The organism is Salinarchaeum sp. Harcht-Bsk1, assembly GCF_000403645.1.
Classification (GTDB): domain Archaea; phylum Halobacteriota; class Halobacteria; order Halobacteriales; family Salinarchaeaceae; genus Salinarchaeum.
This window is the reverse complement of the sequence record NC_021313.1, coordinates 1452871-1476166: the sequence shown is the minus strand read 5'-3', so window position 1 is coordinate 1476166 and position 23296 is coordinate 1452871. Positions and strand designations below refer to the sequence as shown.

The 23296-nt window shown below is 67.4% G+C and carries 17 protein-coding genes; 9 read left to right on the top strand and 8 right to left on the bottom strand.

What is annotated here, in order from left to right; translation table 11 throughout:
* Positions 1-149: 149 nt before the first annotated feature.
* From L593_RS06685 to L593_RS06660, 6 genes are all read right to left on the bottom strand, one after another.
* Positions 150-1001: an SDR family oxidoreductase gene (locus L593_RS06685; protein WP_144060722.1), complete on the bottom strand. Its 852-nt coding sequence runs from the start codon at positions 999-1001 to the stop codon at positions 150-152.
* Between the two features lie 88 nt (positions 1002-1089).
* The gene (locus L593_RS06680) at positions 1090-1302 is read right to left on the bottom strand and encodes a hypothetical protein (RefSeq protein WP_020446177.1); all 213 of its coding nucleotides are present in this window, start codon (positions 1300-1302) and stop codon (positions 1090-1092) included.
* A gap of 10 nt (positions 1303-1312) precedes the next feature.
* Positions 1313-2038 carry a helix-turn-helix domain-containing protein gene (locus L593_RS06675; RefSeq protein ID WP_020446176.1) on the bottom strand — a complete coding sequence of 242 codons (726 nt, stop codon included), beginning with the start codon at positions 2036-2038 and terminating at the stop codon, positions 1313-1315.
* Positions 2039-2144: 106 nt separating this feature from the next.
* Positions 2145-3863, bottom strand: a complete 1719-nt coding sequence (locus L593_RS06670; protein WP_020446175.1) for an AMP-binding protein — start codon at positions 3861-3863, stop codon at positions 2145-2147.
* The gene (locus tag L593_RS06665; RefSeq protein WP_020446174.1) at positions 3863-4750 is read right to left on the bottom strand and encodes an alpha/beta fold hydrolase; all 888 of its coding nucleotides are present in this window, start codon (positions 4748-4750) and stop codon (positions 3863-3865) included. The genes L593_RS06670 and L593_RS06665 overlap by 1 nt, the downstream gene beginning before the upstream one ends.
* Before the next feature lie 131 nt (positions 4751-4881).
* On the bottom strand, positions 4882-5640 hold the full coding sequence (locus tag L593_RS06660; protein ID WP_049893939.1) for a creatininase family protein: 759 nt from the start codon (positions 5638-5640) through the stop codon (positions 4882-4884).
* A 206-nt stretch (positions 5641-5846) separates the two neighbouring features.
* Between L593_RS06660 and gcvPA the strand changes: the two genes are divergently transcribed.
* Entirely contained in the window at positions 5847-7178 is a 1332-nt protein-coding gene (gcvPA, locus tag L593_RS06655) for an aminomethyl-transferring glycine dehydrogenase subunit GcvPA (RefSeq protein ID WP_020446172.1), read from the top strand.
* A 406-nt stretch (positions 7179-7584) separates the two neighbouring features.
* Positions 7585-9066, top strand: a complete 1482-nt coding sequence (gene gcvPB / locus L593_RS06650) for an aminomethyl-transferring glycine dehydrogenase subunit GcvPB (RefSeq protein WP_020446171.1) — start codon at positions 7585-7587, stop codon at positions 9064-9066.
* A 61-nt stretch (positions 9067-9127) separates the two neighbouring features.
* On the opposite strand, the gene L593_RS06645 is transcribed toward gcvPB, so the two are convergent.
* The gene (locus L593_RS06645) at positions 9128-9502 is read right to left on the bottom strand and encodes a helix-turn-helix transcriptional regulator (RefSeq protein ID WP_020446170.1); all 375 of its coding nucleotides are present in this window, start codon (positions 9500-9502) and stop codon (positions 9128-9130) included.
* Between the two features lie 228 nt (positions 9503-9730).
* Between L593_RS06645 and L593_RS06640 the strand changes: the two genes are divergently transcribed.
* Both L593_RS06640 and nikR read left to right on the top strand, forming a co-directional pair.
* Positions 9731-10000, top strand: coding sequence for a hypothetical protein (locus L593_RS06640; protein ID WP_049893937.1), 270 nt, complete (start codon positions 9731-9733; stop codon positions 9998-10000).
* A gap of 151 nt (positions 10001-10151) precedes the next feature.
* A complete protein-coding gene (gene nikR / locus L593_RS06635) occupies positions 10152-10595 on the top strand; it encodes a nickel-responsive transcriptional regulator NikR (RefSeq protein WP_020446169.1) in 444 nt (147 codons plus the stop codon).
* 271 nt (positions 10596-10866) lie between these two features.
* Here nikR and L593_RS06630 read toward each other — a convergent pair whose 3' ends face one another.
* Complete coding sequence (locus L593_RS06630; RefSeq protein ID WP_020446168.1) at positions 10867-12708, bottom strand: Rieske (2Fe-2S) protein; 1842 nt, start codon at positions 12706-12708, stop codon at positions 10867-10869.
* A 158-nt stretch (positions 12709-12866) separates the two neighbouring features.
* On the opposite strand from L593_RS06630, the gene L593_RS06625 reads away from it, so the two are divergent.
* From L593_RS06625 to L593_RS06605, 5 genes are all read left to right on the top strand, one after another.
* Positions 12867-14945, top strand: coding sequence for a DNA mismatch repair protein MutS (locus L593_RS06625; RefSeq protein WP_020446167.1), 2079 nt, complete (start codon positions 12867-12869; stop codon positions 14943-14945).
* A 585-nt stretch (positions 14946-15530) separates the two neighbouring features.
* A complete protein-coding gene (locus L593_RS15940; RefSeq protein WP_020446166.1) occupies positions 15531-17420 on the top strand; it encodes a beta-galactosidase/beta-glucuronidase in 1890 nt (629 codons plus the stop codon).
* Positions 17421-17887: 467 nt separating this feature from the next.
* Complete coding sequence (locus L593_RS06615) at positions 17888-18784, top strand: coiled-coil protein (protein ID WP_020446165.1); 897 nt, start codon at positions 17888-17890, stop codon at positions 18782-18784.
* A gap of 492 nt (positions 18785-19276) precedes the next feature.
* Complete coding sequence (locus L593_RS06610) at positions 19277-19978, top strand: hypothetical protein (RefSeq protein WP_144060720.1); 702 nt, start codon at positions 19277-19279, stop codon at positions 19976-19978.
* A 335-nt stretch (positions 19979-20313) separates the two neighbouring features.
* Positions 20314-23247 (top strand): RtcB family protein, encoded by a 2934-nt coding sequence (locus L593_RS06605; RefSeq protein ID WP_020446163.1) that lies wholly within the window; start codon positions 20314-20316, stop codon positions 23245-23247.
* Positions 23248-23296 lie beyond the last annotated feature (49 nt).

Here is a 23296-nt window from a genome sequence, read left to right as displayed (position 1 = left end):
GCTCCTTACTGGCAAAGAACGCGGGGTTGATATCTCAACCTCGGCTCGCTCGTTTCCGCTCCGCCTGCGAGCACCGTGCTGGTGGGCACCAGGATGGGCCGCACCCAGACCGTCGGCAGCGATCGTCCCGCCCTGTGGCGAGTGCGGCCCTACTCGTAGGTCAGCGTCATTCCGCCGTCGAACAGCAGGTCGCCGCCGTTGAGATGCTGGGCGAGGTGGGAGAAGCCGAGGACGAAGAGGTTCCCGACCTCTGCTGGCGTCATCATCTCCTTCGAACGCGCCTGCCCGAGCATCACGTCCTCGATCACCTCGTCGACCGAGATGCCCCGCTGCTCGGCGGTGTCCGCGAGCTGGTTCGTCACGAGCGGCGTCTCGACGTAGCCGGTGCTCACCGAGAACGACCGGAGGTCGCCGTCGCCCTCCGCCGCGATCGACTGGGTGAGCCCCCGGATCCCGAACTTGACGACGTTGTACGCCACCTTGTCCGAGGTGACGTAGTGGCCGTGCACGGAGGCCATGTTGCCGACGCAGCCGTCGTTCTCTTCGAGAGCGTCCCAGAGCTCGCGGGTGAGCAGGATGGGTGCCCGCAGCATGACGTTCTGGATCCGGTCGTAGGCCGGCGTCGGGAACTCGCCGATCGGGGCGACGTGCTGGAGGCCGGCGACGTTGGCCAGGAACGTGACGTCGCCGAGGTCGCGGGCGGCGTCGGCGATCGCCTCGATCTCGACTTCGTCCTGGAGGTCCGCCGCGAACGGTTCGATCGCGTCGGCCGGTTCGCCGATCGCCTCTGCGCGCTCGACCGTCGCCGCGAGCCCCTCCTCGTCGACGTCGGTAGCGAGGACCGACAGGCCGTTCACCGCGGCAGCGAGCGCGGTCGCACGTCCGATGCCCGAGGCCGCGCCCGTGACGACGGCAACCCGGTCGCGGACGAAGCGCTCGTCGTCGATCGTGTGGACGTCCTCGCGAGCGAGTTCGGGCGGCGAAACCTCGGGCGACATGATTCACTAGACGATCTTTCGTACCGAAACAGGCCGGGTTGACATGCGAACCCGTGGCGGTGGCGACTGTCGAGCGCTCGGATCGGCTCGCTCACTCGTCCTGGTTCCGTCGGCGCTGCAGGTCGCGAGCGCCGGAGTGGCCGCGGAACGTGTCCACGACCCAGCCACCGGCGACGATGACGACCTGCCAGACGCGCCGCAGTGGTCCCGTCTGCGCGGTTTCTGACTCGCTCTCCACCGTTCCTGCGTGGCTCTCTGGGACCGCCGTTTCGTTCGCTCCCCGGTCCGCGCGGTCCTCGCTCACGGCGCTCCTCCTATCGGGTGCGACCCGCAGGCGAACTGTCGAGGGATTCCAGCGCGTTGACGACCCGGCGGAGCACCTTGCGCTCGCCGCGCCGGAGGTTCTTCGAAACGGCGGTGTCGGACACCTCGAACTCGTCGGCGAGCGTCTGGAGCGTCGCGTCGCGGGGCTGCTCGAAGTAGCCCGAGTCGGCGGCGACGGAGAGGGTCTGTCGCTCGACGTCCGAGAGGTCCCGGCACCCCTCGAGTAGCTCCGCGGCGGCGTCGGCGTTCTCCAGCAGGTCGAAGCAGTCGTCGAGCGCGAGCACGTCGCGGGACTCGACGGTGAACTCGTTGTTCCGGTCGAGTTCGGAGAGGGCGTCGCCGGCGATGCGCTTGTCGTCGAAGCCGACCTCCCACGTCTCCGAGCCCTCGGCGATGCGGAACGGGCCGGTGATGTAGCCGTCGTTGGCACGGATGACGCCCATCGCGTCGGTCTCCTCGATGACGGTCCGGATGAAGGCGGTGTCACCGCGCTTGCGGAAGAGGTCGCACTGGTTCATTCCCGGGTGGGACTGCAGCGCGTCGAGCCCGTTCTCCAGCGTCGGCTGCGAGGACCCCTCCACGACGAGCCGCGTCTCCAGTTCCCGCGCTCCCTCGTCGAACTCCCAGTGGACGGCCGCGAAAGAGACCTCGTAGTCGTCCGTCGTCGCGATGAACGGGCAGTCGTACTGCTCCATGTCCATCGTGAGGTCGATCATGATCGTCCATTCGCAACAGCCATGCTTAACCTTGGCGCACCCCGATATTTGGGAATCGGGAGGCGAGCGAGCGTAGGCGGTTGCTACTAGAGGTCGCAGGAACGAACTATTGCGGCCCGCCGAAGCGCTCCTCGACCGCCTGCCGATCGATCTTCGAGGGCCCGCTCGTCGGGAGTTCCTCGACGAACGCCAGCGCTCTGGGCACCTCGAAGCGGGCGAGTCGATCCTCGAGGAACGCTTCCAGCGCCGCCAGATCGAACGGCTCGCCGTCCACCCCGGCCGCCGGCTCCACGACCGCCTTTCCCACCGTGCCCCAGGTCTCGTCGTCGATCCCGATCACGATCACGTCGCCTACGTCGGGGTGTTCGGCGATCGCGTCCTCGACGGCGGGCGGGTAGACGTTCTCGCCGCCACTGACGAACATGTTCTTCTTCCGCCCCTCGATGGAGACGAAGCCGTCGTCGTCGACGCGAGCCAGGTCGCCCGTCGAGACCCAGCGCTGGCCGTCGGGCGCCTCGCCGAACGCTGCCTCGGTCTCCTCGGGGTTACGCCAGTAACCCGCGGCGGCGTGCTGCCCTGCCAGTTCCAGTTCGCCGATCTCGCCGTCCGGCAGTGGCTCGCCGTCCTCGCCGACGACGCGTGCGTCGACGTGGAGCGCCGGCTTCCCGACGCTGGCGACCCGGTCGCGGACCTGCTCTTCCGGCCCGTCCGCCCAGCCGTCGGGCATCGCGAAGTTGTTGGGGCCACACTCGGTGAGGCCGTAGCCCTGCGAGAGGTCGACGCCGTCGTCCCCGTCCGTCGGGCCGTCGCGCTCGCGCCACGCCCGGATGACGGACTCGCGGCAGGGCCCGCCGCCGCTCTTGACGAACCGCAAACTGGAGAGGTCCGTCTCGGCCCAGTCGTCGTGGTCGGCCATCATCCGGAGGACCGCGGGGACGGCGACGAGCAGGGTCGCCGATTCTGATTCGATCTGTTCGAGCACGCGACCCGGCTCCACCTCCCGATCGATGACGATCGTGCCGCCCATGTGGAACAGTGGGATGGAGATGACGTTCCAGCCGCCGGTGTGGAACGTCGGGAACACCATCGGCGTCACGTCGTCCGGGCGGAGGCCCCAGGACGCGATCGTGTTGAAGGAGTTCCAGGCGATCGAGCCGTGGGTGACGATCGTCTCCTTGGGCGTCCCCGTCGAGCCGCCGGTGTGCAACAGGAGGTGGGGATCGTCGAGTGCGACGGCGGCGGTCTCGACCGGCGAGTCGTCGGCCGGGAGCGCCTCGCCGTAGTCCGCGGCAGCCAGCGAGCCGAACTCCGAGTCGGGTGCGCTCGCGACGTCCCCGGCCGTGTCGTCCGGCAGCCCGAGCACCGGCGGATCGACCGCCGCAGCGTCCAGCGCGTCGGCGACCCGCTCGGCGAAGGGTTCCTCGACGACGAGGAGCCGGGGATCCACGAGTTCGAGCAGCTCCCCGAGTTCTCGGGGCGCGAGCCGGTGGGACAGCGGGGCGAGCACCCCTCCTGTCTTCCCGGTCGCGAAAAAGAGGTCGAACACCTCGATCCGGTTCCGGGAGACGACTGCCACGCGCTCTCCGCCAGCGTCGGCGCCGGGGGCGTTCTCGCCGGTGTCGTCCGTCACGGGATCGTCGTCTGCGGCGGTGACGCCGTGATCCTCGAGGAGCCGCGCAGTGCGGTTCCCGCGCCGATCGAGGTCGGCGTAGGTGTAGCGCTCGCCAGTCGTCGCGTCGACGATCGCCTCGCGATCGGGCGAGAGCGACCGCCGGCGGGCGCTCCAGTCGCCGACCCACTCGTAGGGGCGGGCGTTCCAGTCCATCAGTTGCCTCCGGCGGCCGAGGAGTCAGCGTCGGCCGCCCCGCCCTCGGCGTCCGTCTCGATCGGATTCGCTTCGAGGTGCTCCCGCGTCCGCTCCCCGGCGAGATCCGGCTGCTCGACGAAGAAGAGGTGCGGGCCGTCCTCGACCTCGACCAGCTCGGCATTCGGGAGCTTCTCGTCGAGCATGCGGCCGTTCTCGACGGGCACCACGCGGTCGGCGTCGCCGTGGAGGAGCCGCACCGGCAGTTCGATCTCGTCGACGCGGTCGCTCACGTCGAACGCCTGGACCGCCGCGGCCTGGGCGTTCCGCCCCGCCTCCGTCGCGTCGCCGGCGAGGCGCCAGTCCACGATCGACTCGACGAGGTCGGGGTTCGCCTCGTAGAAGCCGTCGGAGACGGCGGGCTCCATCCGGTGCTTGATCGTCTCGCGCTCGTCGTACCCCTCGGGGACCTCCAAGATCTGTTGGGCGGTGTCTTCGGGGATCGGCACGGACTCCTCGCCGCCGTGGCTCGTACAGAGGAGGGTGAGCGTCGCGGCGCGGTCGTAGTCGAACGCGTACTGCTGGGCGATCATCCCGCCCATGCTCGCGCCGACGACGTGGACGGCGTCGAGGCCGGCGGTGCCGTCCGCTGCTTCGACGTCCGCCAGCACGGCCTCCAGATCGGCGGCCATGTCGGCCATCGAGTACGGTCCCTCGGGAACGTCCGAGTCGCCGGTGCCGCGGTTGTCAGGGAGGACGACGCGGTACTCGTCGTTGAGACGCTCGCGCTGCCAGCGCCACATCCAGCGACCGTAGCCCAGCCCCTCGAGCAGGACCACGGGCTCGCCGTCGTCGGGCCCGTCGAGTTCGTAGTGAATCCCGACGTCACCGTTGTGCGCAGTGGGCATAGGTTCTAATTGGCCTCCAGCGCCATGTACGGTGGCGTTCGCATATCAACGGGGGACGGTGCGATAGCGCGTGGCAGTAGTCCTCCGTCGGACGGGGTGCTCGGACGGCACTCCGCTCTGCTTCGACGTGATCAGACTGCACTCCGCTCTGCTTCGATCGCCTCGACGTAGGCGTCGACGACCGTCTGGACGATCGTCTCGCCGGCCTCGGCGGTCGCTTCCCGTGGATCGCCGAGGACGCCGTTCTCCGTGATCGCGTCGAACCCCTCGCTGAGGAGCCGGGCCGTGGAGAACTCGCCTTCGGGACCGGGTTCCATCTCCTCGGTCCGGACGAGCCCCTCGTCGATCGCCAGCACGATCGCGGTCTCCGCCGCACCGGCGTGGATCACGTCCTGCTGGTAGTCGATTCCGGCCTTGGCGAGCCCGTCGTTCAGGAGCTGCATGTGCTCGTCGAGGTCCGCGAGCGGAATCACGGTCGCGTCGACCTCGCGGGCGATCTCGGGTGCGACGGTTTTGACGGGGCCGAAGTTACCGCCGTGGGTCGGCACCAGTACGACGTGCTCGAACCCGTGCTCGTCGAGCGACCGACAGTAGCCCCTGATCACGTCCATCAGGGTCTCGGGCGGGATCGTGATGGTCCCCGGGAATGCCATGTGGTGGCCGGAGCAGCCGGGCCGGATCGTCGGTGCGGCGAGCGCGTCGCCCAGTTCCACGGCGATCCGCCGGGCGAGTTCGTCGCCGTCGAGCGTGTCCATGTTCACCGGGAGGTGGGGACCGTGCTGTTCGATCGAGCCGACGGCGACGACCGCCGTGCGCGTGCCGTCTTCGATCGCTGCCTCGATTTCGGGCGATACCATCTCCTCAAGGAGTACTGACCTGCGAGAAGACACGACTGGAGATCGTCGGTTCTGGGACGAAAATCTTCCGAGCGTCCGGTATCGGTTCCACGGTCCCAGTGCCGGGCCGATCCCCAGCGTACGATCCTGGGGCGTAGCCCTCGATTACGTGCTCCTGCGTACACGGCAGTCCGACCGTCCGAAACCCGTGACTTCAGTAGGCCCCGGACAGAATCCTGTCGTATCCCACGAGGTTATTCATGACCGGCCACGACACCGGCACTCCTTTCGCCCCACATACGCCCGAAGAGACGGCAGCGATGCTCGACGCCGTCGGCGCCGAGACCGTCGAGGACCTCTTCGACGTCCCCGACTCGGTCCGCTTCGACGGCGAGTTCGGGATCGAATCGCGCGACGAGCAGACCGTCCGCGCCGAGTTCACCGAACAGCTCGACGACACCGACGAGCAGATCGAGTTCCTCGGCCGCGGCCACTACGACCACTACGTTCCCTCGGCGGTCGAGCACCTCGCCGACCGCTCGGAGTTCCTCACGAGCTACACGCAGTACCAGCCCGAGGTCGCGCAGGGCTTCCTGCAGGCGCTCTTCGAGTACCAGTCGATCGTCGTCGAACTCACCGGGCTCGACGTCGCGAACTGCTCGCTGTACGACGCCGCGACCGCGCTCGGCGAGGCCGCCCTGCTCGCGAAACGCGTCCGGGCGACCAGCGGCGACGTGGTGCTCGTTCCGGAACTGCTCCGCGAGGAACGGCGGTCGGTCCTCGAGAACTACGTCGGCGGGACCGACCTCCGCGTCGAGGCCTATCCCCACGACGACGGCGTTGCGGACGTCGAAGCCCTCCGCGGGCGGGTCGATGCGGACGTCGCGATGGTCTACGCCGAGTCGCCGACGGTCCGCGGGACGCTCGATCCACACCTCGCGGCGATCGGTGACCTCGCCGACGAGCACGACGCGCTGTTCACGCTCGGCTCGGATCCGATCGCGCTCTCGGTGCTCGAACGGCCGGCCGTCCTCGGCGCCGACGTCGTCGTCGGCGACGCGAGCGTGCTCGGCCTGCCCGCGAGCTTCGGGACTGGCCTCGGCCTCTTCGCCACACGGGACGAGTTCCTCCGGCAGGTTCCCGGGCGACTCGTCGGGGCGAGCGAGGACGCCGACGGCAACCGGGCGTACACGCTCACGCTCCAGACTCGGGAGCAACACATCCGCAAGGAGCGCGCGACCTCGAACGTCTGTACGAACCAGGCGTGGGTCGCGCTGCGCTCGGCGATGCACGCCGTCTCGCTCGGACCCGAGGGGCTCGTCGAGCTAGCCCAGACGTGCATCGAGGAGCCGGCATCCCTCGCCGCGACGATCGACGATCTTCCGGGGTACGCGGCCCCGGTCCACGACAAGGCGCACTTCCGCGAGTTCGTCGTCGAGACCGATGCCTCCGCGGCGACGATCGGTGCTGGTCTCCGCGAGGAAGGCTTCGCCGTCCACGTGCTGGATGAGGACCGGTTGCAACTCTGCGTGACGGACACGAATCGGGAGCACGTCGGTGACCTCGTCGAGGCCATGGAGGTGGTTCGATGAACTGGGACTGCGATAACCGCGACCGCAGCCGCAAACGCCTCGAAAGCCCTCGGCGCTCTCGCGCGCGCTCAGCCGGATATCCTCGCTTCGCTCGGATAGGGCCGGCTGACCGCGCGCGAGCCCGCCTCGCCCTTTCATTCCGCCAGGGCGGGGTGGCTGGTCGAATTGGCCTTTGCCCACCTGGCCCCAGCGAGCTTCGAGGCCCGGGAAGTCCCAGCTTCCACAGCAACCACCGCCTGGCGGACTTCCAAAGGGCGAGGCCGTTCGACGCGGCCTCGCGACGAAAGCACCGCAGGCCGGAGGCCGAGGAGCGCAGCGAGCGAGGGCGTTCGAACGGCCGAGGGCTTTGGGAGACGGCTGCGGTCGCAGTCTCTCCAACTGCTGCGCCGTTTCGAGGTGATTTCCAATGAAGTTCGATCAGGCCAGATGGTCGCGAGACGACGCGCCGGTGTACGAGCCCCTGCTCTCGGAATCCGACGATCGGACGGTGGAGGTCGACGTCGACCTGCCGGACGACCTTACCCGGAACGAACTCACGCTCCCGGATCCCGCGGAACCCCAGCTCGCACGGCACTACACCCGGCTCTCGGAGATGACCTACGGCGTCGAGCACGGCCCGTACCCGCTGGGCTCCTGCACGATGAAGTACAACCCGTGGTACGTCGAGGACCTCGCTGCCGATCCGAACGCGCTGGTCCATCCGGACCGCTCCGACGAGGCCGCACAGGGGATCCTCGCGGTCATGCACCGCCTCCAGGAGGACCTCGCAGCCATCGGCGGCATGGACGCCGTCACGCTCCAGCCGCCCGCAGGGGCCGCCGGCGAGTTCGCTGGCATCCTGATCGCGAAGGCCTACCACGAGGCCAACGGCGACGACCGCTCGGAGGTCATCGTCCCCGACACTGCTCACGGCACGAACTTCGCCTCGGCGGCGATGGGCGGCTACGAGGTCGTCGAGTTGCCCAGCGGCGAGGACGGCCGCGTCGACGTCGACGCGCTGGAAGGGGCGCTCTCGGAGGACACCGCCGCCCTCATGCTCACGAACCCGAACACGCTCGGGCTCTTCGAGCGCGACATCGAGGAGATCGCCGATCTCGTCCACGACGTTGGCGGGCTGCTCTACTACGACGGCGCGAACCTCAACGCACTGTTGGGCCGCGCTCGCCCCGGCGACATGGGCTTCGACGTGATGCACTACAACGTCCACAAGACGTTCGCGACGCCCCACGGCGGCGGTGGCCCGGGCGCGGGCCCGGTCGGCGTCGCGGAGCGCCTCGCCGAGTTCCTGCCCGATCCGCACGTCCGGAAGACCACCGGCGCCGGCGAAGACAGCGAGCGTGCCGGCGAAGACAGCGAGCGCGCCGGCGCCACGATCCCGACGTTCGAGCGCTACACGCCCGAGCACTCCATCGGCAAGGTCCACGGCTTCGACGGCAACTGGCTGGTGCTCCTGAAAGCAGCCGCGTACATCGCGCGGCTCGGCGACGAGGGCCTGAGCGACGCCAGCGCGAAGGCCGTACTCAACGCGAACTACCTCGCGAGCCAACTGCACTACGACGTGCCGTACGGCCCGTTCCACCACGAGTTCGTGGCCTCCGCCGGCGACCGCGACGCCGCGGAGGTGGCCAAGCGCATGCTCGACCACGGCGTCCACCCACCGACGACGAAGTGGCCCGAGATCGTGCCGGAGGCGCTGATGACCGAGCCGACGGAGGTCGAGTCGCGAGACTCGCTCGACCAGCTCGCCGCGGCCTTCGACGCCGTCCAGGCCGAGGACGACGAGACCCTGGCGAACGCGCCCGAGCGGACCGCCGCGAAGCGGATCGACCAGACGAGTGCGGCGCGGAACCCTCGGCTGTGCTGGCAGGATCTGGACGGCGAGGAGTAGCGTAACCTGTTCTAGAATTCTCCTCCATACGCTTCAAAAGTCCCCGAAACAGAGACGGACCCTAGTTGGAATCCGGGGGCGACTCCGGGATCTCGAAGTCGTCGTCCACGCCCTCGTCCGTCTCCTCGGCGATCTCGTCGACGAGTGCCCACTCTAGCTCGGCGAGTTCTTTGGAAACTCGGTTCTCCTTGTCGATCTGATACAGTGGGCTTCCGCCGATCTCCCGCGTCTTCTCGACGACGCCGAGCTCGATCAGATCGTCCAGATGGCGATAGACGGAGCTCCGGCTCATGCCCCCGACGTCCGCAATCGTGCTGACGTTCGTGTCACGGCCCTGCTGGAGCAATACGGCGAGGATCTTCGTCCGGGGACTGTCGCCGAATAGGCGGGTGAGGGCTGCGTTATCCGTGTAATGCTGGCTTTCTTCGTTTTCCATTCCGGACATAGCTATCACTGGGCACGGTATCTTGCCCGAACACGACACACCAGCATTGCTGATGCGCCTCTGTTCTTACAGTAGTGTACTGTCCTTCAGTACATAGTGTTAACGGTTTGTGCGGAATCGCATCTATGATGGAGGTATAGAACACTGTATTAGAACGGACTTGTGCTGCATCGAAACACTTTTGTCAGTCGAACCAGCATTTACAGATGAGGACTACGTATGGAATCTTGGAACGATACTCATCTGCAGGTGGTCTCTACGATGGTCCGTGAGCCCGTCGCGAAGACTCGTCATGTGCAGCGTCAGACGCTAAAAGGCTGGTGTGGAGGCTACGATGGTGACCAGTTGGACGAAGCGATCGACGATCTCGTTGCGATCGGACTCGTGCGTGAGAAGGGCCGAGGCACCATCACGCTACGAAGCGTCCAGGCAGGGAAACGATTTCTAGAAAAGCACGATGAGGGGGGCGACTACGTGTGGTTCTACTGACCCCGGACCTCATCTAATTCGTCTGCCAGCGTCGTACCTTCCGTGACCGGTCGATTTCCACAGATGGATGACTGGCGAATTTGTTAATCGAGTCCTCTATCTCTCGCTATATTAGCAAGCCTTAGGTAATCGTCACACTCTCCAGTAACACATGGCAGTCGTCTCCGTCTCGATGCCCGACGAATTGCTCGATCGCCTCGACGAGTTCTCCGAGGAACACGGCTACACCGGCCGCAGCGAGGTCGTCCGGGAGGCCAGCCGAAATCTGCTCGGCGAGTTCGAGGACGCGAGCCTCGAGGACAAGGAGCTGATGGGCGTCGTCACCGTCGTCTTCGACTACGAGACCACCAACGTCGAGCAGCGCATGACCGAACTCCGCCACGAGCACGAGCACCTCGTCGCCTCCAACTTCCACAGCCACGTCGCGGAGCGCTACTGCATGGAACTGTTCGTCCTGGAGGGTACCCTGCCGGAGATCTCGACCTTCGTCGGGAAGATTCGCGCGACCCACGACACGCTGTCGGTGGACTACTCGGTCCACCCGATCGAGGAGTTCTCGCAGACGCTGGAGGCCGCGGAGGAGGCGTCTGACTAGGTCTCGCGACGGTCTTCAGCAACCACAAACCGCCCGGAAGCCCCCTCCCGCTCGCGCACTCTCACTCGCTGTCGCCGAAAGACGCGACGCGTCTTTCGAGATGACGAGAGAGCTCGCTCTCTCAATCCACGCGCTTTCGCTCAGTCGCTAGCGCTCCTTCGCTGCAGTGCTTGCTTCGTGGGAGCACGCGAGCGGTCGGCCCCTTCCAGTCCCACCCGGAGTGATTTTGTCGCCGAACTACGTCTCCGGCTGTCCAGGCCCACTACGTCCGTTACTCGTGCAGCTTCTCCCCTCGATGCAGCCGCGTCGCGATCGAGAACGTCTGCTCGGCCTCGCGTCGCGTCGGGAAGTGGGCCGCCTGGTAGCGGGCGACGGCTACCAGTGCTCTGCGCCGCTCGCTACCGCTCGCGGCTCTGTGGAACTGCCGCCAGCCGGCCTCGTAGTTCTGGAGCGTGTGGAACCCGGCGTCTTCCCGGAGCAGCGTCTCGCCGAGCGTGGTCCAGACCGCCTCGGGCCCGTCGGCGACGGCGAGCCACTCGACCGCGGCCCGTCCGGCCTCGTTCACAGCGCCCTCGCGATCCATCGCGTCGAGCAGGTCTTCGCGGAGTGATTCGGGGTCTCCATCGCCGTCCGGTTCGGGGATCGTTGCGGGCGGGCTGTTGAGGAACCGATCCAGGTAGACGGAGATCGCCGTGTCGAAGACGCCGCGGTACAGTGCGTCGGCTTCAGTCCGTAGCGCTGCCTCCCGGACGGCGTTGGCGTAGGTGAACGTGTGGTGGACGGTGTTCCAATCGTTGAACTCGTTGGAGGTGCCGAACTGCGCGACGCGGGTCGCGGCGGCGTCGACGACCGGCGCCGCGAGGTCGCTCGGCGCTGCGCCGTCCCGGACGCCGGCGAGCAGTGCGTCGACGATTGCCTGGGGGTCGTCCGACAGCAGCGTCTCGCGGAACTGGTCGTCCGGCGTCCACCGCCAGCCGTTCGATTCGTCGGCGGCGTTCCGCCGCTCGGCCCGGAGGTTAGCACCCTGGGCCGCTGCTTCCTCCAGTTCGTCGAACGCGTCGAAGCACATGCCCGCGACGTCGACGGGCTGGCGCCACTGGGAGCGCTCCTCCATGCGAGTCGCCTCGGTCAGCCGGGGAACGAGACTCGCGAGAATGGGTTCGGCGTTGGCCCACTGCGTCCGATCGAGCGCCTCGATCGCCTTGTTGATCATGTCGAGGCTGTGGCCCGAATCGAGGTACAGATGGTCGGTGGCGGCGCCGAACAGCATCCGCTCGATCGTCTCGCGCCCGTGCTCCTCGCTCTCGACGGCGTCCTCAGGAGCCTGCGAGTGAGGGCCCGTCGAGCTTTGCTCGACGGCGGTCCGGAGGCAGCGCTCGACGCCGTCGCGGTCGCGGACTTCCACGGCGTCCCGGAACCACCGGACGAGCCGGTCGGGCTCGACGTCGGCGTCGAACGCGGGCTGGGAGAAGTTCGGCGGTTCGCCCGAACAGTCGCTCGCGACGTGGCGGAGTCCGGTGTAGAGCGCGCGACGGTGATCGTGCCCGGTGAGCGTGGGGAGGACGTTCCCCATCGCGGCGAGGATGGTGAGCCCGGAGCTCCAGCCCGATTCGCGGTAGGTCGCACCGAATTCGAGCCCGCGCTCGAGTGGCTCCTCGTCGGGGACGCCGGCGGCATCGAGCCCGATGACAGACTTCGCGATCACGAGCCGGAGGTTCTCCTCGAGGCCGGTGTCGAGGCGGTCGCGCCAGCGTTCTTCCGGCGGTCGATCGGTGGCTGGCTCGGGGCGGACGTAGACGCGGCCGTCCTCGATCCTGGTGGGGTAGCTCGCCACGTCGTCGGCCCAGGGGTCGAACGTGTCGCCACAGGAGAGTTCGAAGCGGGCGTGGTGCCAGTGGCAGGTGAGGATGCCGTCGTCGACGCTGCCCTCGATCAGCGGGAAGCCCATGTGCGGACAGGCGTTGTCGACCGCGTGGACCTCGCCGTCGTGGTAGAAGAGCGCGATCGGCGTCCCGTCCGCGGCCGCGACGGCGGCGCCGTCGTCCTGGAGCGTCTGGAGGTCGGTGGCCTCGACGTAGCCCTCGGGAGCGGGGGCGGAGTCGTCGGCTGCCATGTTACAGAGTAGCGCACTCGGACGGATAATCGTTCCCTGGAGCGAATTCTTGTAAGCGACCCGCTACGATATTCGGGTGATATTCGGCACGTAGCTGGCAACCACTTTCACCCCGCTGCCGGGAGGTTTTTCTTCGATCGGGTGAACCACCCGGGTAGATGGACCTCGAGGCGATCCCGGGCGTCGGCGCCAAGACGGCCGAGTCCCTCGAAACGCTCGACGACCCCGAGCGCGCGCTGCGGGAGGGCGACGTCGCCCGCATCGCGGAGGCACCGGACGTCACGCCGGGCCGCGCGGCGCGGATCGCCCGCGGCGCGATCCGGGCCGAGCACGACGATCCCGGCGGCTTCCTCGGGACGAGTCGCGCCAGAGAGATCCACTCCGAACTGCTCGGCTTGCTCCAGGAGCGAACCGTCACGGACTACGCCGCCCACAGGCTCGAGACGTTCTACCCCTCACCCGCAGCCTCGCGCATCGCCGAGGCCCGCTCGATCGCCACCGCGGCGATGGAGCGCGACCCCGAGGAAGCGGTGCTGGAGGCGCTGGAGGGCGTCGAGCCGCTCTCTGCCCCTTCCGACGTCCGGGTCCGGGATCGCTGCCTCGCGACGACCGACGCCGAGCGCTACGCCGAGGCGCAAGAGGCGATCCCGGAGGTCGCCATCGAGGTCGTCGACGACGCCCGTGGATTGGCGGAACTCGCGCGGGGCTACGCCACCGTCGTCGCGCTCGACGAGTCCTTCGCGGGCGTGGACGTCGACGGCGACGTTCGCGTCGAACCGGACGCGCTCGATCGACCGCAGGACGTGGTGCCCGAGCGGACACTCGCCTTCTTCGCGGCGAACCGGGAGGCGCTCGCCGCTGCGATCGACGTCCACCGCGCGGCGGCCCTCGACGCGCCGCTGGACCTCGACGAACTGGAGGACGCCCTCGACCGGCTCGGCGAGGACGGCGAACCCGTCGGGGACGAGGAACTCCAGCGGCTCCAGACCGCTCTCGACGACCTCGACGCGACGGTGTCGACCGCCGAGAGCGTCGCGACGGATCACCTCCGGGACTCGCTCCGGGAGCGCGACGTGACCGTCGAGGGCGCGGACCTCCTCTCGCTCGTCGAGCAGGGCGCCGGCGTCGACTCGATCCTCGATCGCGAACTGGCCGACGAGCACGCCGAGGCCGTCGAGGCTGCCCGGGAACACCTTGTCGACGCGCTCGAACTGGGCCCCGCCGAGGCAGAGCGCGCCCACCGGATCATCCCCGACGACCCGACGTTCCCCGTCGAGCGCAATGAGGATGCGATGTCTCGGCTGCGCGAGTCCCTTCGGGCGGATGCGGAGCGGCGGGCTGCGAAGCGGAAACGGGAGCTGGCCGACGACCTCGCGGGGATGCGGGAGGACGCCCGGGCGCTGGTGCGGGCCGCGCTGGAACTCGACGTGGAACTCGCGATCGCCCGGTTCGCCCGCGACTTCGAGTGTACGATGCCCCGCTTTGCCGATCCGGAGCTCGCCGCCGCGGCGGACTCGGCCGGTGAGCCCGCCGCGGCGCCCGACGGCATCGGCGTCGACCCCGAGGCGGACGCTGCGACCGCCGAGCGCACCGGCCCCGGCTGGATCGCGATCGAGGGCGGCCGCTCGCCGTTGCTCGACGAGCCGCCCGACGCCATCGAGCCGGTGGACTACGCCGTCGGCGGGGTCGCGCTGCTCTCCGGCGTCAACAGCGGCGGGAAGACCTCCACGCTCGACCTCGTCGCGGCGACGGTCGTCCTCGCGCAGATGGGGCTGCCCGTTCCCGCGGACGAGGTCGCGCTCACCCGGTTCGACGCGCTGCACTACCACGCCAAGACCCAGGGCACGCTCGACGCCGGCGCGTTCGAGGCGACCGTCCGCGAGTTCGGGGACCTGGCCGCCGGCGGCGAGGGCGCCCTCGTGCTCGTCGACGAGCTCGAATCGATCACGGAGCCGGGCGCCTCCGCGAAGATCGTCGCCGGCGTGCTCGAAGCGCTCGACGACCAGGGCGCGACCGGCATCTTCGTCTCTCACCTCGCTGGGGAAATTGCAGAGACGGCCTCCTTCGACGTGGCCGTCGACGGGATTCAGGCGGAGGGCCTCGAGGACGGGGAGCTGGTCGTCGATCGCTCGCCGCGGAAGGACCATCTCGCGCGGTCGACGCCGGAGCTGATCGTCGAGAAGCTGGCCGAGGAGCAGGGCGAGGACTTCTACGAGGACCTGCTAGCGAAGTTCTGATTGACGAAAGTTGCGGCAGGTCTGCGTCGTGAGAGTGCTGGTGGGGTTGCGCCCTCCGAAAGCCCCCGAACGCTCGGAATCCCGGGGCTCGCTGCGCTCCTCGCCTCCCGTTGGTCGGCTGCGGTGCTTGCGTCGCCCGGGGACCGCCGAGAGTCCGGCCCCTTTCGAAGTCCCACCCGACCGCATCCTCAGTCCTCCCCAACCTCCTGCGCTGCTCGGGTTCGCTTCGCTCACCACTGCGCTGCTCGTCCCTCGCACGCTACGCGGCTGTTGACACAGCCGCGAAACGCGCGCCACGGCACCTCCACCGGGGTTTCTGAGGATTAGGGAAGCTCCCCGGGTGGGGCTCCGGAAGGGGCCGACCGGTCGACCCGGCCCCGGCGACGTAAGCTCTGGACCGAGCGACCATCGGTAGCGAGGGAAGCGCGCAGCGAGCCGCGGCCGGTCGAGCGGGAGGGGGCTTCCGATCGCTGTCGTCGCGGTCGAACTGCCCATCACAATCACTCCAGAACAACCACCAACACCAGCAAACACTGCGTTCAGTGGCGGTCCATTTTTGAGGGATGGGCGTGTCCCCACCATCGAATGGAGTTCGAGTGGCAGGGAGCGGTCGTCGACGAGGTCGGGGGCGAGGGACCGCCGGAGCCGGCGTCCTGGGAGCGCGTGGCGGTGCCGGGGCGGCCCTCCTCGCTTGCAGGAGCGGACGCGGTCGCCTACCGGACGCGCTTCGCCGATCCGCGATCGGCGGACGTCGAGCGCGGATTGTTGACGATCGAGGGCGTGTACGCGACGGCGACGGTGTATTTGAACGGCCAGCAGCTGGTCCGCGGCGATTGGGCGGCGCCGATCCGGGCGCCGTTCTCGCCGATGGAGGAGAACGAACTGGTCGTGGTCTGCCGGTCGGCAGAGGATCGCTTCGGCGGGATCGAGGACACGGGCCGGGTGCCTGCGAGCGCCCGCGTCCCGTCGATCCGCGGCGGCGTCGAGGTCGAGGCCGTGCCGCCCGTCTACGTCCACGATCTCACGGTGCGGGGCGACCTCGACGGCGAGGAGCCCACGATCGAGGTCTCCGCGCTGATCGACGCGGCGAAACCGATCGACGATCGGCTGACGCTCTCGTTGCGACCCGAAGGCTTCCGCGCCAGCGGGTCGATGGAGCGGTTGGCGGTCTCGGCCGACGCTGGCGAGCGGGTCCGCGCGGAGGGTTCCGTCCAGGTTCGGAACGAGCAGCGCTGGTGGCCCTACGACCTCGGCGAGCAGCCCCGCTATACCGTCCGCGCGAAACTGGACGCCCACGAGCGGAGCGCGACGACCGGCCTCGTCGACGTCGAGCGCGAGGGCGGCGAGTTCCTGCTCAACGGCGCCCGGCACCGACCCCGGGGGGTCACGGTCCCACCCAACGCGGATCCAGAGACCGTCGTCGAGAACGCGCTCGACGCGAACGCGACGCTCGTGAGAGCACGGGGCCACGTCCCCACGAAGCGACTCGCCGAGGCCTGTGACGAGGCCGGCCTCCTCTACTGGCAGGACCTCCCGATCGTCGGGCCCGACGGCTCCGGCCCGGACGCTGCGGGGCCGATCGACGTGGAGCGCGGGCGGAACCTCGCTCGTGCGCTCGCGGCCTCGCGCGGGAACCACCCGAGCCTGGTCGCCTGGGGCGTCCACGACGATCCGGCCGATCCCTACGGCGGGCTCGGCGGCGGCACGCTCGACAAGCTGAAGTTCCGCTGGCGGGCCTGGCGATCGGACTACGATTCGGCGGGTGCCGAGGCCCTCGCGGGCTCGCTGCCCGCCGATTCGATCGTCTTCCCGGTCACCGGACCGCCCGGCACCGACGCGGACGCCGTCCACGCCTACCCCGGGTGGGAGTACCTAGAGGCGACGGACGCGGAGTGGCTCCTCGAGCAGTTCCCCGAGGTCGGCGACGTCGTCGGGAGTTTCGGGGCGGGCTCGCTCTCGCGCCCCGGCGACGGCCACGCCGCGGGGCTCGACCGCGGCCACTTCTCGGCGGGCGCGGCGGGCGATCCCGACGCCACCCAGGCCGAGCAGGCGCGGACCGTCCGCACGGTGCTCGACGCGCTCCGGCGGAACGGCGTCGGCACGCTCGTCCTCGATTCGCTGCAGGACGCCGACGTCTCCGGCGGCATGGGGATCCTCGACGCCGAGGGCGAGCGGAAGGCCGGGTTCCACGGCGTCGCCCGCGGGTTCATGCCGCTGCAGGCGGTGCTCGACGGCCCGCCACGCGGCGGCAGCTCCGTCGGGATCACGCTCTGTAACGACACGGCGACGGAGTACACCGGCGAACTCGCCTGGACCGCGGGCGGGCGCAACGGTGCGACGGACGTGACCGTCGGCCCCTGGGAGCGCGCCGACGGCGGGGCAGTCGACGTGCCCGACGCCGCGGATCGCCTGACGCTGGAGTTCCGGATCGACGAGGGGACGGTGACGAACTCCTACGATCTCACGATCTGGTGACCTGCCGTGGGCGGCCCGCCGGGGGTCTCGAGTGTCGATTACGTACACTCGCGCCGAATGGGTGCTTTCGAGCGCCGATTTTCTGCTTTCGAGGGCCGAATACGTGCTCTCGAGTGCCGAGCACGTGCTCATCGGGGGACGACGCGGGTGCTGTCGCAGCCAGCCGGTGTGATGACGCCGGCCACGACGACCGTGCCTGCTCGGGTCGCTCCGGGGGCATGACGTACGTCAAGCACGACCGTGTGTCGGCCTAACACGGCGGTAGCGGGCCCGTGCTAGCCGTTTTCACGCGAATTCACCGGTACCTTTACAAATGGCCCCACGATAGGTGTGGGTACCCAGAACGTCACTGGCGCATCGGTGGTATCGCTCGCGGAAGAACGACACGAACTCCTTGTGGTGGGTCGTTACCTTCCGGAGCGCCGCCACCTCCCAGTGCAGTATGGCACAGAGGCACGATCGAACACATGGCAGACGTAGACACACTCGACGACGCGGATAACATCGAACTTACCGACGAGGACCTCGAGTCCGAGTCGAAGGGCGAACTGATCAAACGAGCCGGACAGCTGCGAGACCGGCGCAACGAACTCAACCAGATGGCCTCCGAGCGGGCCGGCAAGCGCGACGACCTCAACGCGGCCACGCGTGAGAAGGTCGACGAGGCCCAGGAACACCGCGAGCGCCGCGACGAGCTCAACGAGCTGGTCCAGTCCCACAAGGAACAGCGCAACGAGCTCAACGCCAAGGCCAACGAGCTCTTCGACAAGGTCGACGACGAGAAGGAGGACCTCGAACTCGAGGACGGCAAGTCCCTCGACCAGCTCGAAGAGGAGATCGAGGACCTCGAGTTCAAGCAGCAGACCGAGGTACTCAGCTCCGAGGACGAGCGCGAACTCATCGAGCAGATCGAGGAGAAGCGCGAGGAGTACCAGGCGCGCAAGGAGAAGCTCGAGAACTCCGGCGACCTCGAGGAGCTCAAGGAGCGCGCCGAACAGGTCCGTTCCGAGGCCTCCAAGCACCACCGCAAGGTGACCACCCTGGCCGACGAGGCCCAGGAGCACCACAACGAGATGATCGAGGCCTACCGCGAGGCCGACGACATCCGCGACGAGGCCGACGAGATGCACGAGCTGTTCGTCGAGGCCCAGGAAGCCGCCGACCGCCACCACGAGGACTTCGTCCGCGTCCAGAAGCGTCTGCGCGAGCTCGACAAGGAAGAGGAGGAGGAGCGCAAGACCGAGCGCCAGGAGAAGAAGGAGGACGCCAAGGAGGAGGCCGAAGAGATCTACCAGAAGTTCAAGGACGGCGAGACCCTCGACACCGAGGACCTGATGAAGCTCCAGAAGACGGGGCTGCTCTGAACGCGGTTACGTAATCTGCGGTTTCGGTTTCTTCTGCTTTCTGCGCCCGAAGAGCGGTTGGTCTATCGAGTGGTGTATCGAAGGCCTCCGAAAGCCCAGGTCGCTCCGGGAAGCCCGGTGAAGTAAGCACTGCAACGAGCGAACGCAGTGAGCGAGTGAACCGCGAAGCGAGTCGCGCGAGCGGAGCGAACTGCCCCTTTCGAAGTCCCACCCACCGCACCTCGGCCCTCCCCAACCGCTTGTGCTGCTCACTCAGTCGCTAGCGCTCCCTCGCTGCGCTGCTCATCCCTCGCGCGTAGCTCGCTCGGCTGCTCGCCCGTGGGAGGGCTCGCAGCCTGCGCAGCGCGCGCCGACGTGGTCCACCGAGGCTTCGAGATCTATCAGAAGATCACCGGGTGGGACTGGAAGGCGCAATCCGCTCGTGTCTTGAAGCAGAATATATTGAATCACATACTTACAAATAGGGGAGATTCATGTTCATTGACAGCACCAATGGATCGACGAACCTTCCTTGCCACGACAGTTACCGGTACGACAGCAGCACTTGCAGGATGCTCCGGTATCATTGGTTCGAACGATACCGACGACAGTGACGCCGGCAACGGTGACAGTGACGGTAGTTCCGGAACCACCGATTCCAGTACCGACGGTAGTTCCGACACCGGAACTGATAGCGGTGGACAGGAGGGTTCCGGAGGCGAGACTGGTGGCGGACCGTTCACGACGGTGGAACCACCTGCGAGCGATCTGTTGCTCGAACCAAGTGAGGTCGGTGAGCAGTGGGAAGAAGACACAAGGCGAACGACCGATGGAAGCAACTCGGGGTTCGACCAGGAAAATCTGCACGGCATTACTCACTGGCAATTCATCAACGGCGAGGACCTGTTCTTCAAACAGATTGCGGTCCTATTCAAAGAGCCCGAGCTAGCAGCAGACGGGTATCAGCTAACCCGTAACTCGATCGAGCCGGCCGGTGAAGAGTACCTGAACTTCCAAGAACTGTCCTACGGGGAGGAAGGCATCGCTGCTCTCGGAGCAGAACCGGTCGCTAACCGGGCGAACACGCTTCTACTCCAAGGCAACCTAATGGTGAACGTTGTCGTCGAGCCGTACGACGACTCCGCAGAACCGCAAGAACAGCACTTCGAGATGGTGCTCGATTATACGGAACAGTTGTACAACAGTTGGGGCTGACTCTCAGCCTGAATCTTAGCGTAGCCCGAGGGTTCTTCCGAGTCACTCCCCTCGCCCGTGTTACTTAATCGCTCCGTGTGTGAAGCCGCACTGCAAGGCAGGGTGACCCGGTTTCAAGAGACACAGCCCGCGCAGCGTAGCGAGCAGAAATGTCTCTTGGCGAGTTAGATCGGTCGGCGGGAGGTGGCTGTCGTAGCGGAAGCCGCGACGGCGGAAATCTTTGATCTCCCGGAATCCGAAGGTGGTTGCAGTGCCGGACCAGCCAACAACTCCAACGCTCGACCTCGACCCGTCACTGCGTAACCTTAACCCGGATCACGAGCGGAGTTCTAGGCATGACCACCTTCGACGCCGACGGGATCACCCTGGAGCAGGTCGAGGAGTACGTCTGGGAGATCCCGCAGTCCGGCGACATGCGGGTCCCCGCACGGGTCTTCGCCAGCGAGGCGCTGCTCGAGGAGATCTCCGACGACAAGACCCTCCAGCAGCTCACAAACACGACCAACCTCCCCGGGATCACGAGCCACGCGATCTGCATGCCCGACGGACACCAGGGCTACGGCTTCCCGGTCGGTGGCGTGGGCGCGATGGACGCCGAGGACGGCTGCATCTCGCCGGGAGCGGTGGGCTACGACATCAACTGCTTGCCGGGCGATACGGAAGTGCTCCTGGAGTACGGTCGGAGCGTGCCGATCGAGGAGCTACGCGACCGGTTCGAGGAGGAGCGTGCAATTGTGGCCGACGGCAACCTCGAATCCGCCGACATCAGGCTGTTTACCGAGCGCGACGGGGCCACAGTCTACGAGATCGAGACCGACACGGGCGACGTGATCGAGGCGACGGCCGACCACCCGATCTCCACGCATGATGGCATGGTCGATGTCGAGGATCTCGCCGTCGGCGACGAGGTTCGACTCCAGCCGTTCCGTGGTATCGAGGACAAGGAGCCCGAGGCGTTCACGCTTCTCGACGAGTCCGACTTCGAAGACGATAACCCCCAGCTCGTACGGGCGCTCACGGACAGGGATCTCCTCCCGCTTCGATCGACCGACGACGCGTTTCACCGACTGCTCAAGCTCGTGGGCTTTCACACCGGCGACGGAGCGATCGGTGCCGGCGGACAGACGTGGTTCTACGGCGATCCGGAGGACCTTGCGTCGATTCAGGACGACATTCGCGCGATCGGATTCACGCCGTCGAAGATCTACGAGCGCGATCGCTCCCACGAGGTGAACGGGAACCAGTTCGAGGCGACGGAGTACAGTGTCCGTGGCTCCTCGAAGGCGTTCCAGCAGCTCCTGTTGAAGCTTGGTGCACCCGACGGCCGGAAGATCGAGTCGGACTTCACCACTCCCGAGTACTTCGACCGCCTCGCCACGTGGCAACAGGCGCTCTACGCGTCAGCGTACTTCGGGGCAGAGATGAACGCGCCCGCTGCCCAGCACGACAAGAATCTATACTGCCCGAAAGTTTCCCAGACGAGGGTCGCCGAGCACGCAGATGCCGCCGAGCAGTTCCTGATCGACCTCGCGAGCTTCCTCGCGGACCTCGGTATCGAGACGAACCCGATCGAACGGTTCGAGACGGACTCCAGTGCAGACCGAGAAACCGAACGACTCCGCCTGGGGATCAAGAACGACTCCCAGAATCTGATCCAGTTCTTCTCCACGGTCGGCTACCGCTACAATCGATCGAAGCGACGGAAATCGATCAAGGCGTTGCAGTACTGCAAGCGGAAGGAACGCGAGATCGAGCGTCGCGTCGACATCGCCGACCAGGCCAGGGCGATGGCCGACGGGGGCACGCCCGTCCCGGAGATCAAGACAGAGTTCGAGATCAACGATCGGTTCATCGAGCGGAGCGTCTGGAGTGGCCGCGACGGTCGCCCACGTCCGCCTCTCGATTTTCCCGACTTCGACGACTACTGTGATGCCCTATCCGTCGGCGACGACCTCTCGGTCGATGCTACCATCGAATCGATCGAGCCGGCCGGCGAACGAACGGTCTACGATATCGGTGTCGATCATCCGGCACACAACTTCGTTGCGAACGGGTTCGTCGTCTCGAACTGCGGCGTCAGGATGATGACGACGGACCTCACCTACGAGGACATCCAGGGGAACGAACAGGAACTCGTCGAGAGCCTGTTCGCGAACGTCCCCTGCGGCCTCGGCGGCGGTGGGATCGTCGAGACCGACGTCGACACGATCGACGAGATTCTCGATCGGGGGGTCGAGTGGGCCGTCGAGAACGGCTTCGGCGTCGAGGACGACCTGCTGCACTGCGAGGACGAGGGCCGACGGCCCGACGCGGATCCCAGCGCGATCACGCAGAAGGCGAAAAACCGGGGGAAGAACCAGGTCGGAAGCCTCGGCAGTGGCAACCACTTCCTCGAGGTCCAGCGCGTCACCGACGTCTACCGCGAGGACGTGGCCGATTCTTTCGACCTCGAGGAGAACCAGATCGTCGTCCTGATCCACTGTGGCTCCCGCGGCCTCGGCCACCAGACCTGCAACGACTACCTCCGGAAGATCGAGCAGACGCACGAGGGCCTGCTCGACCAGCTGCCGGACAGGGAGCTCGCCGCCGCGCCCGCCGGCTCCCAGCTCGCCGAGGAGTACTACGGCGCGATGTGCGCGGCGATCAACTTCGCGTGGGTGAACCGCCAACTGATCATGCACCGGGTGCGGCAGGTCTTCGAGAAGACCTTCGATCGCTCCTGGGAGGACATGGAGATGGAGCTCCTCTACGACGTCGCCCACAACATCGCGAAGAAGGAGGTCCACGAGGTCGGCCTCGACGAGCACGGCGCCGCGGTCCCTCGCGACCGCGCGGAATCCACCGAAGAACGCGAACTGTACGTCCACCGCAAGGGCGCGACCCGCGCGTTCCCGGCGGGTCGCGAGGAGGTCCCCGCCGCGTACCGCGACGTGGGCCAGCCGATCATCATCCCCGGGAGCATGGGCGCGGGCTCCTACGTCCTCCGGGGCGGCGAGGAGTCGATGGCGCGTACCTTCGGCTCGACGGCCCACGGCGCCGGACGATTGATGAGCCGGACGCAGGCGAAGAAGGACTACTGGGGCGGCGACGTGCAGACGGACCTCCGCGAACAGCAGCACGTCTACGTCAAAGCCGACAGCGGCGCCACGATCGCGGAGGAGGCGCCGGGCGTCTACAAGGACGTCGACGAGGTCGTCCGGGTCTCGGATGCGCTGGGCATCGGCGATCGGGTCGCGCGGACGTTCCCGGTCTGCAACGTCAAGGGGTAGCCGTCGGCACGGGTCCGCGTCGGCCCCATCGACGGCGAGGATCCGACGG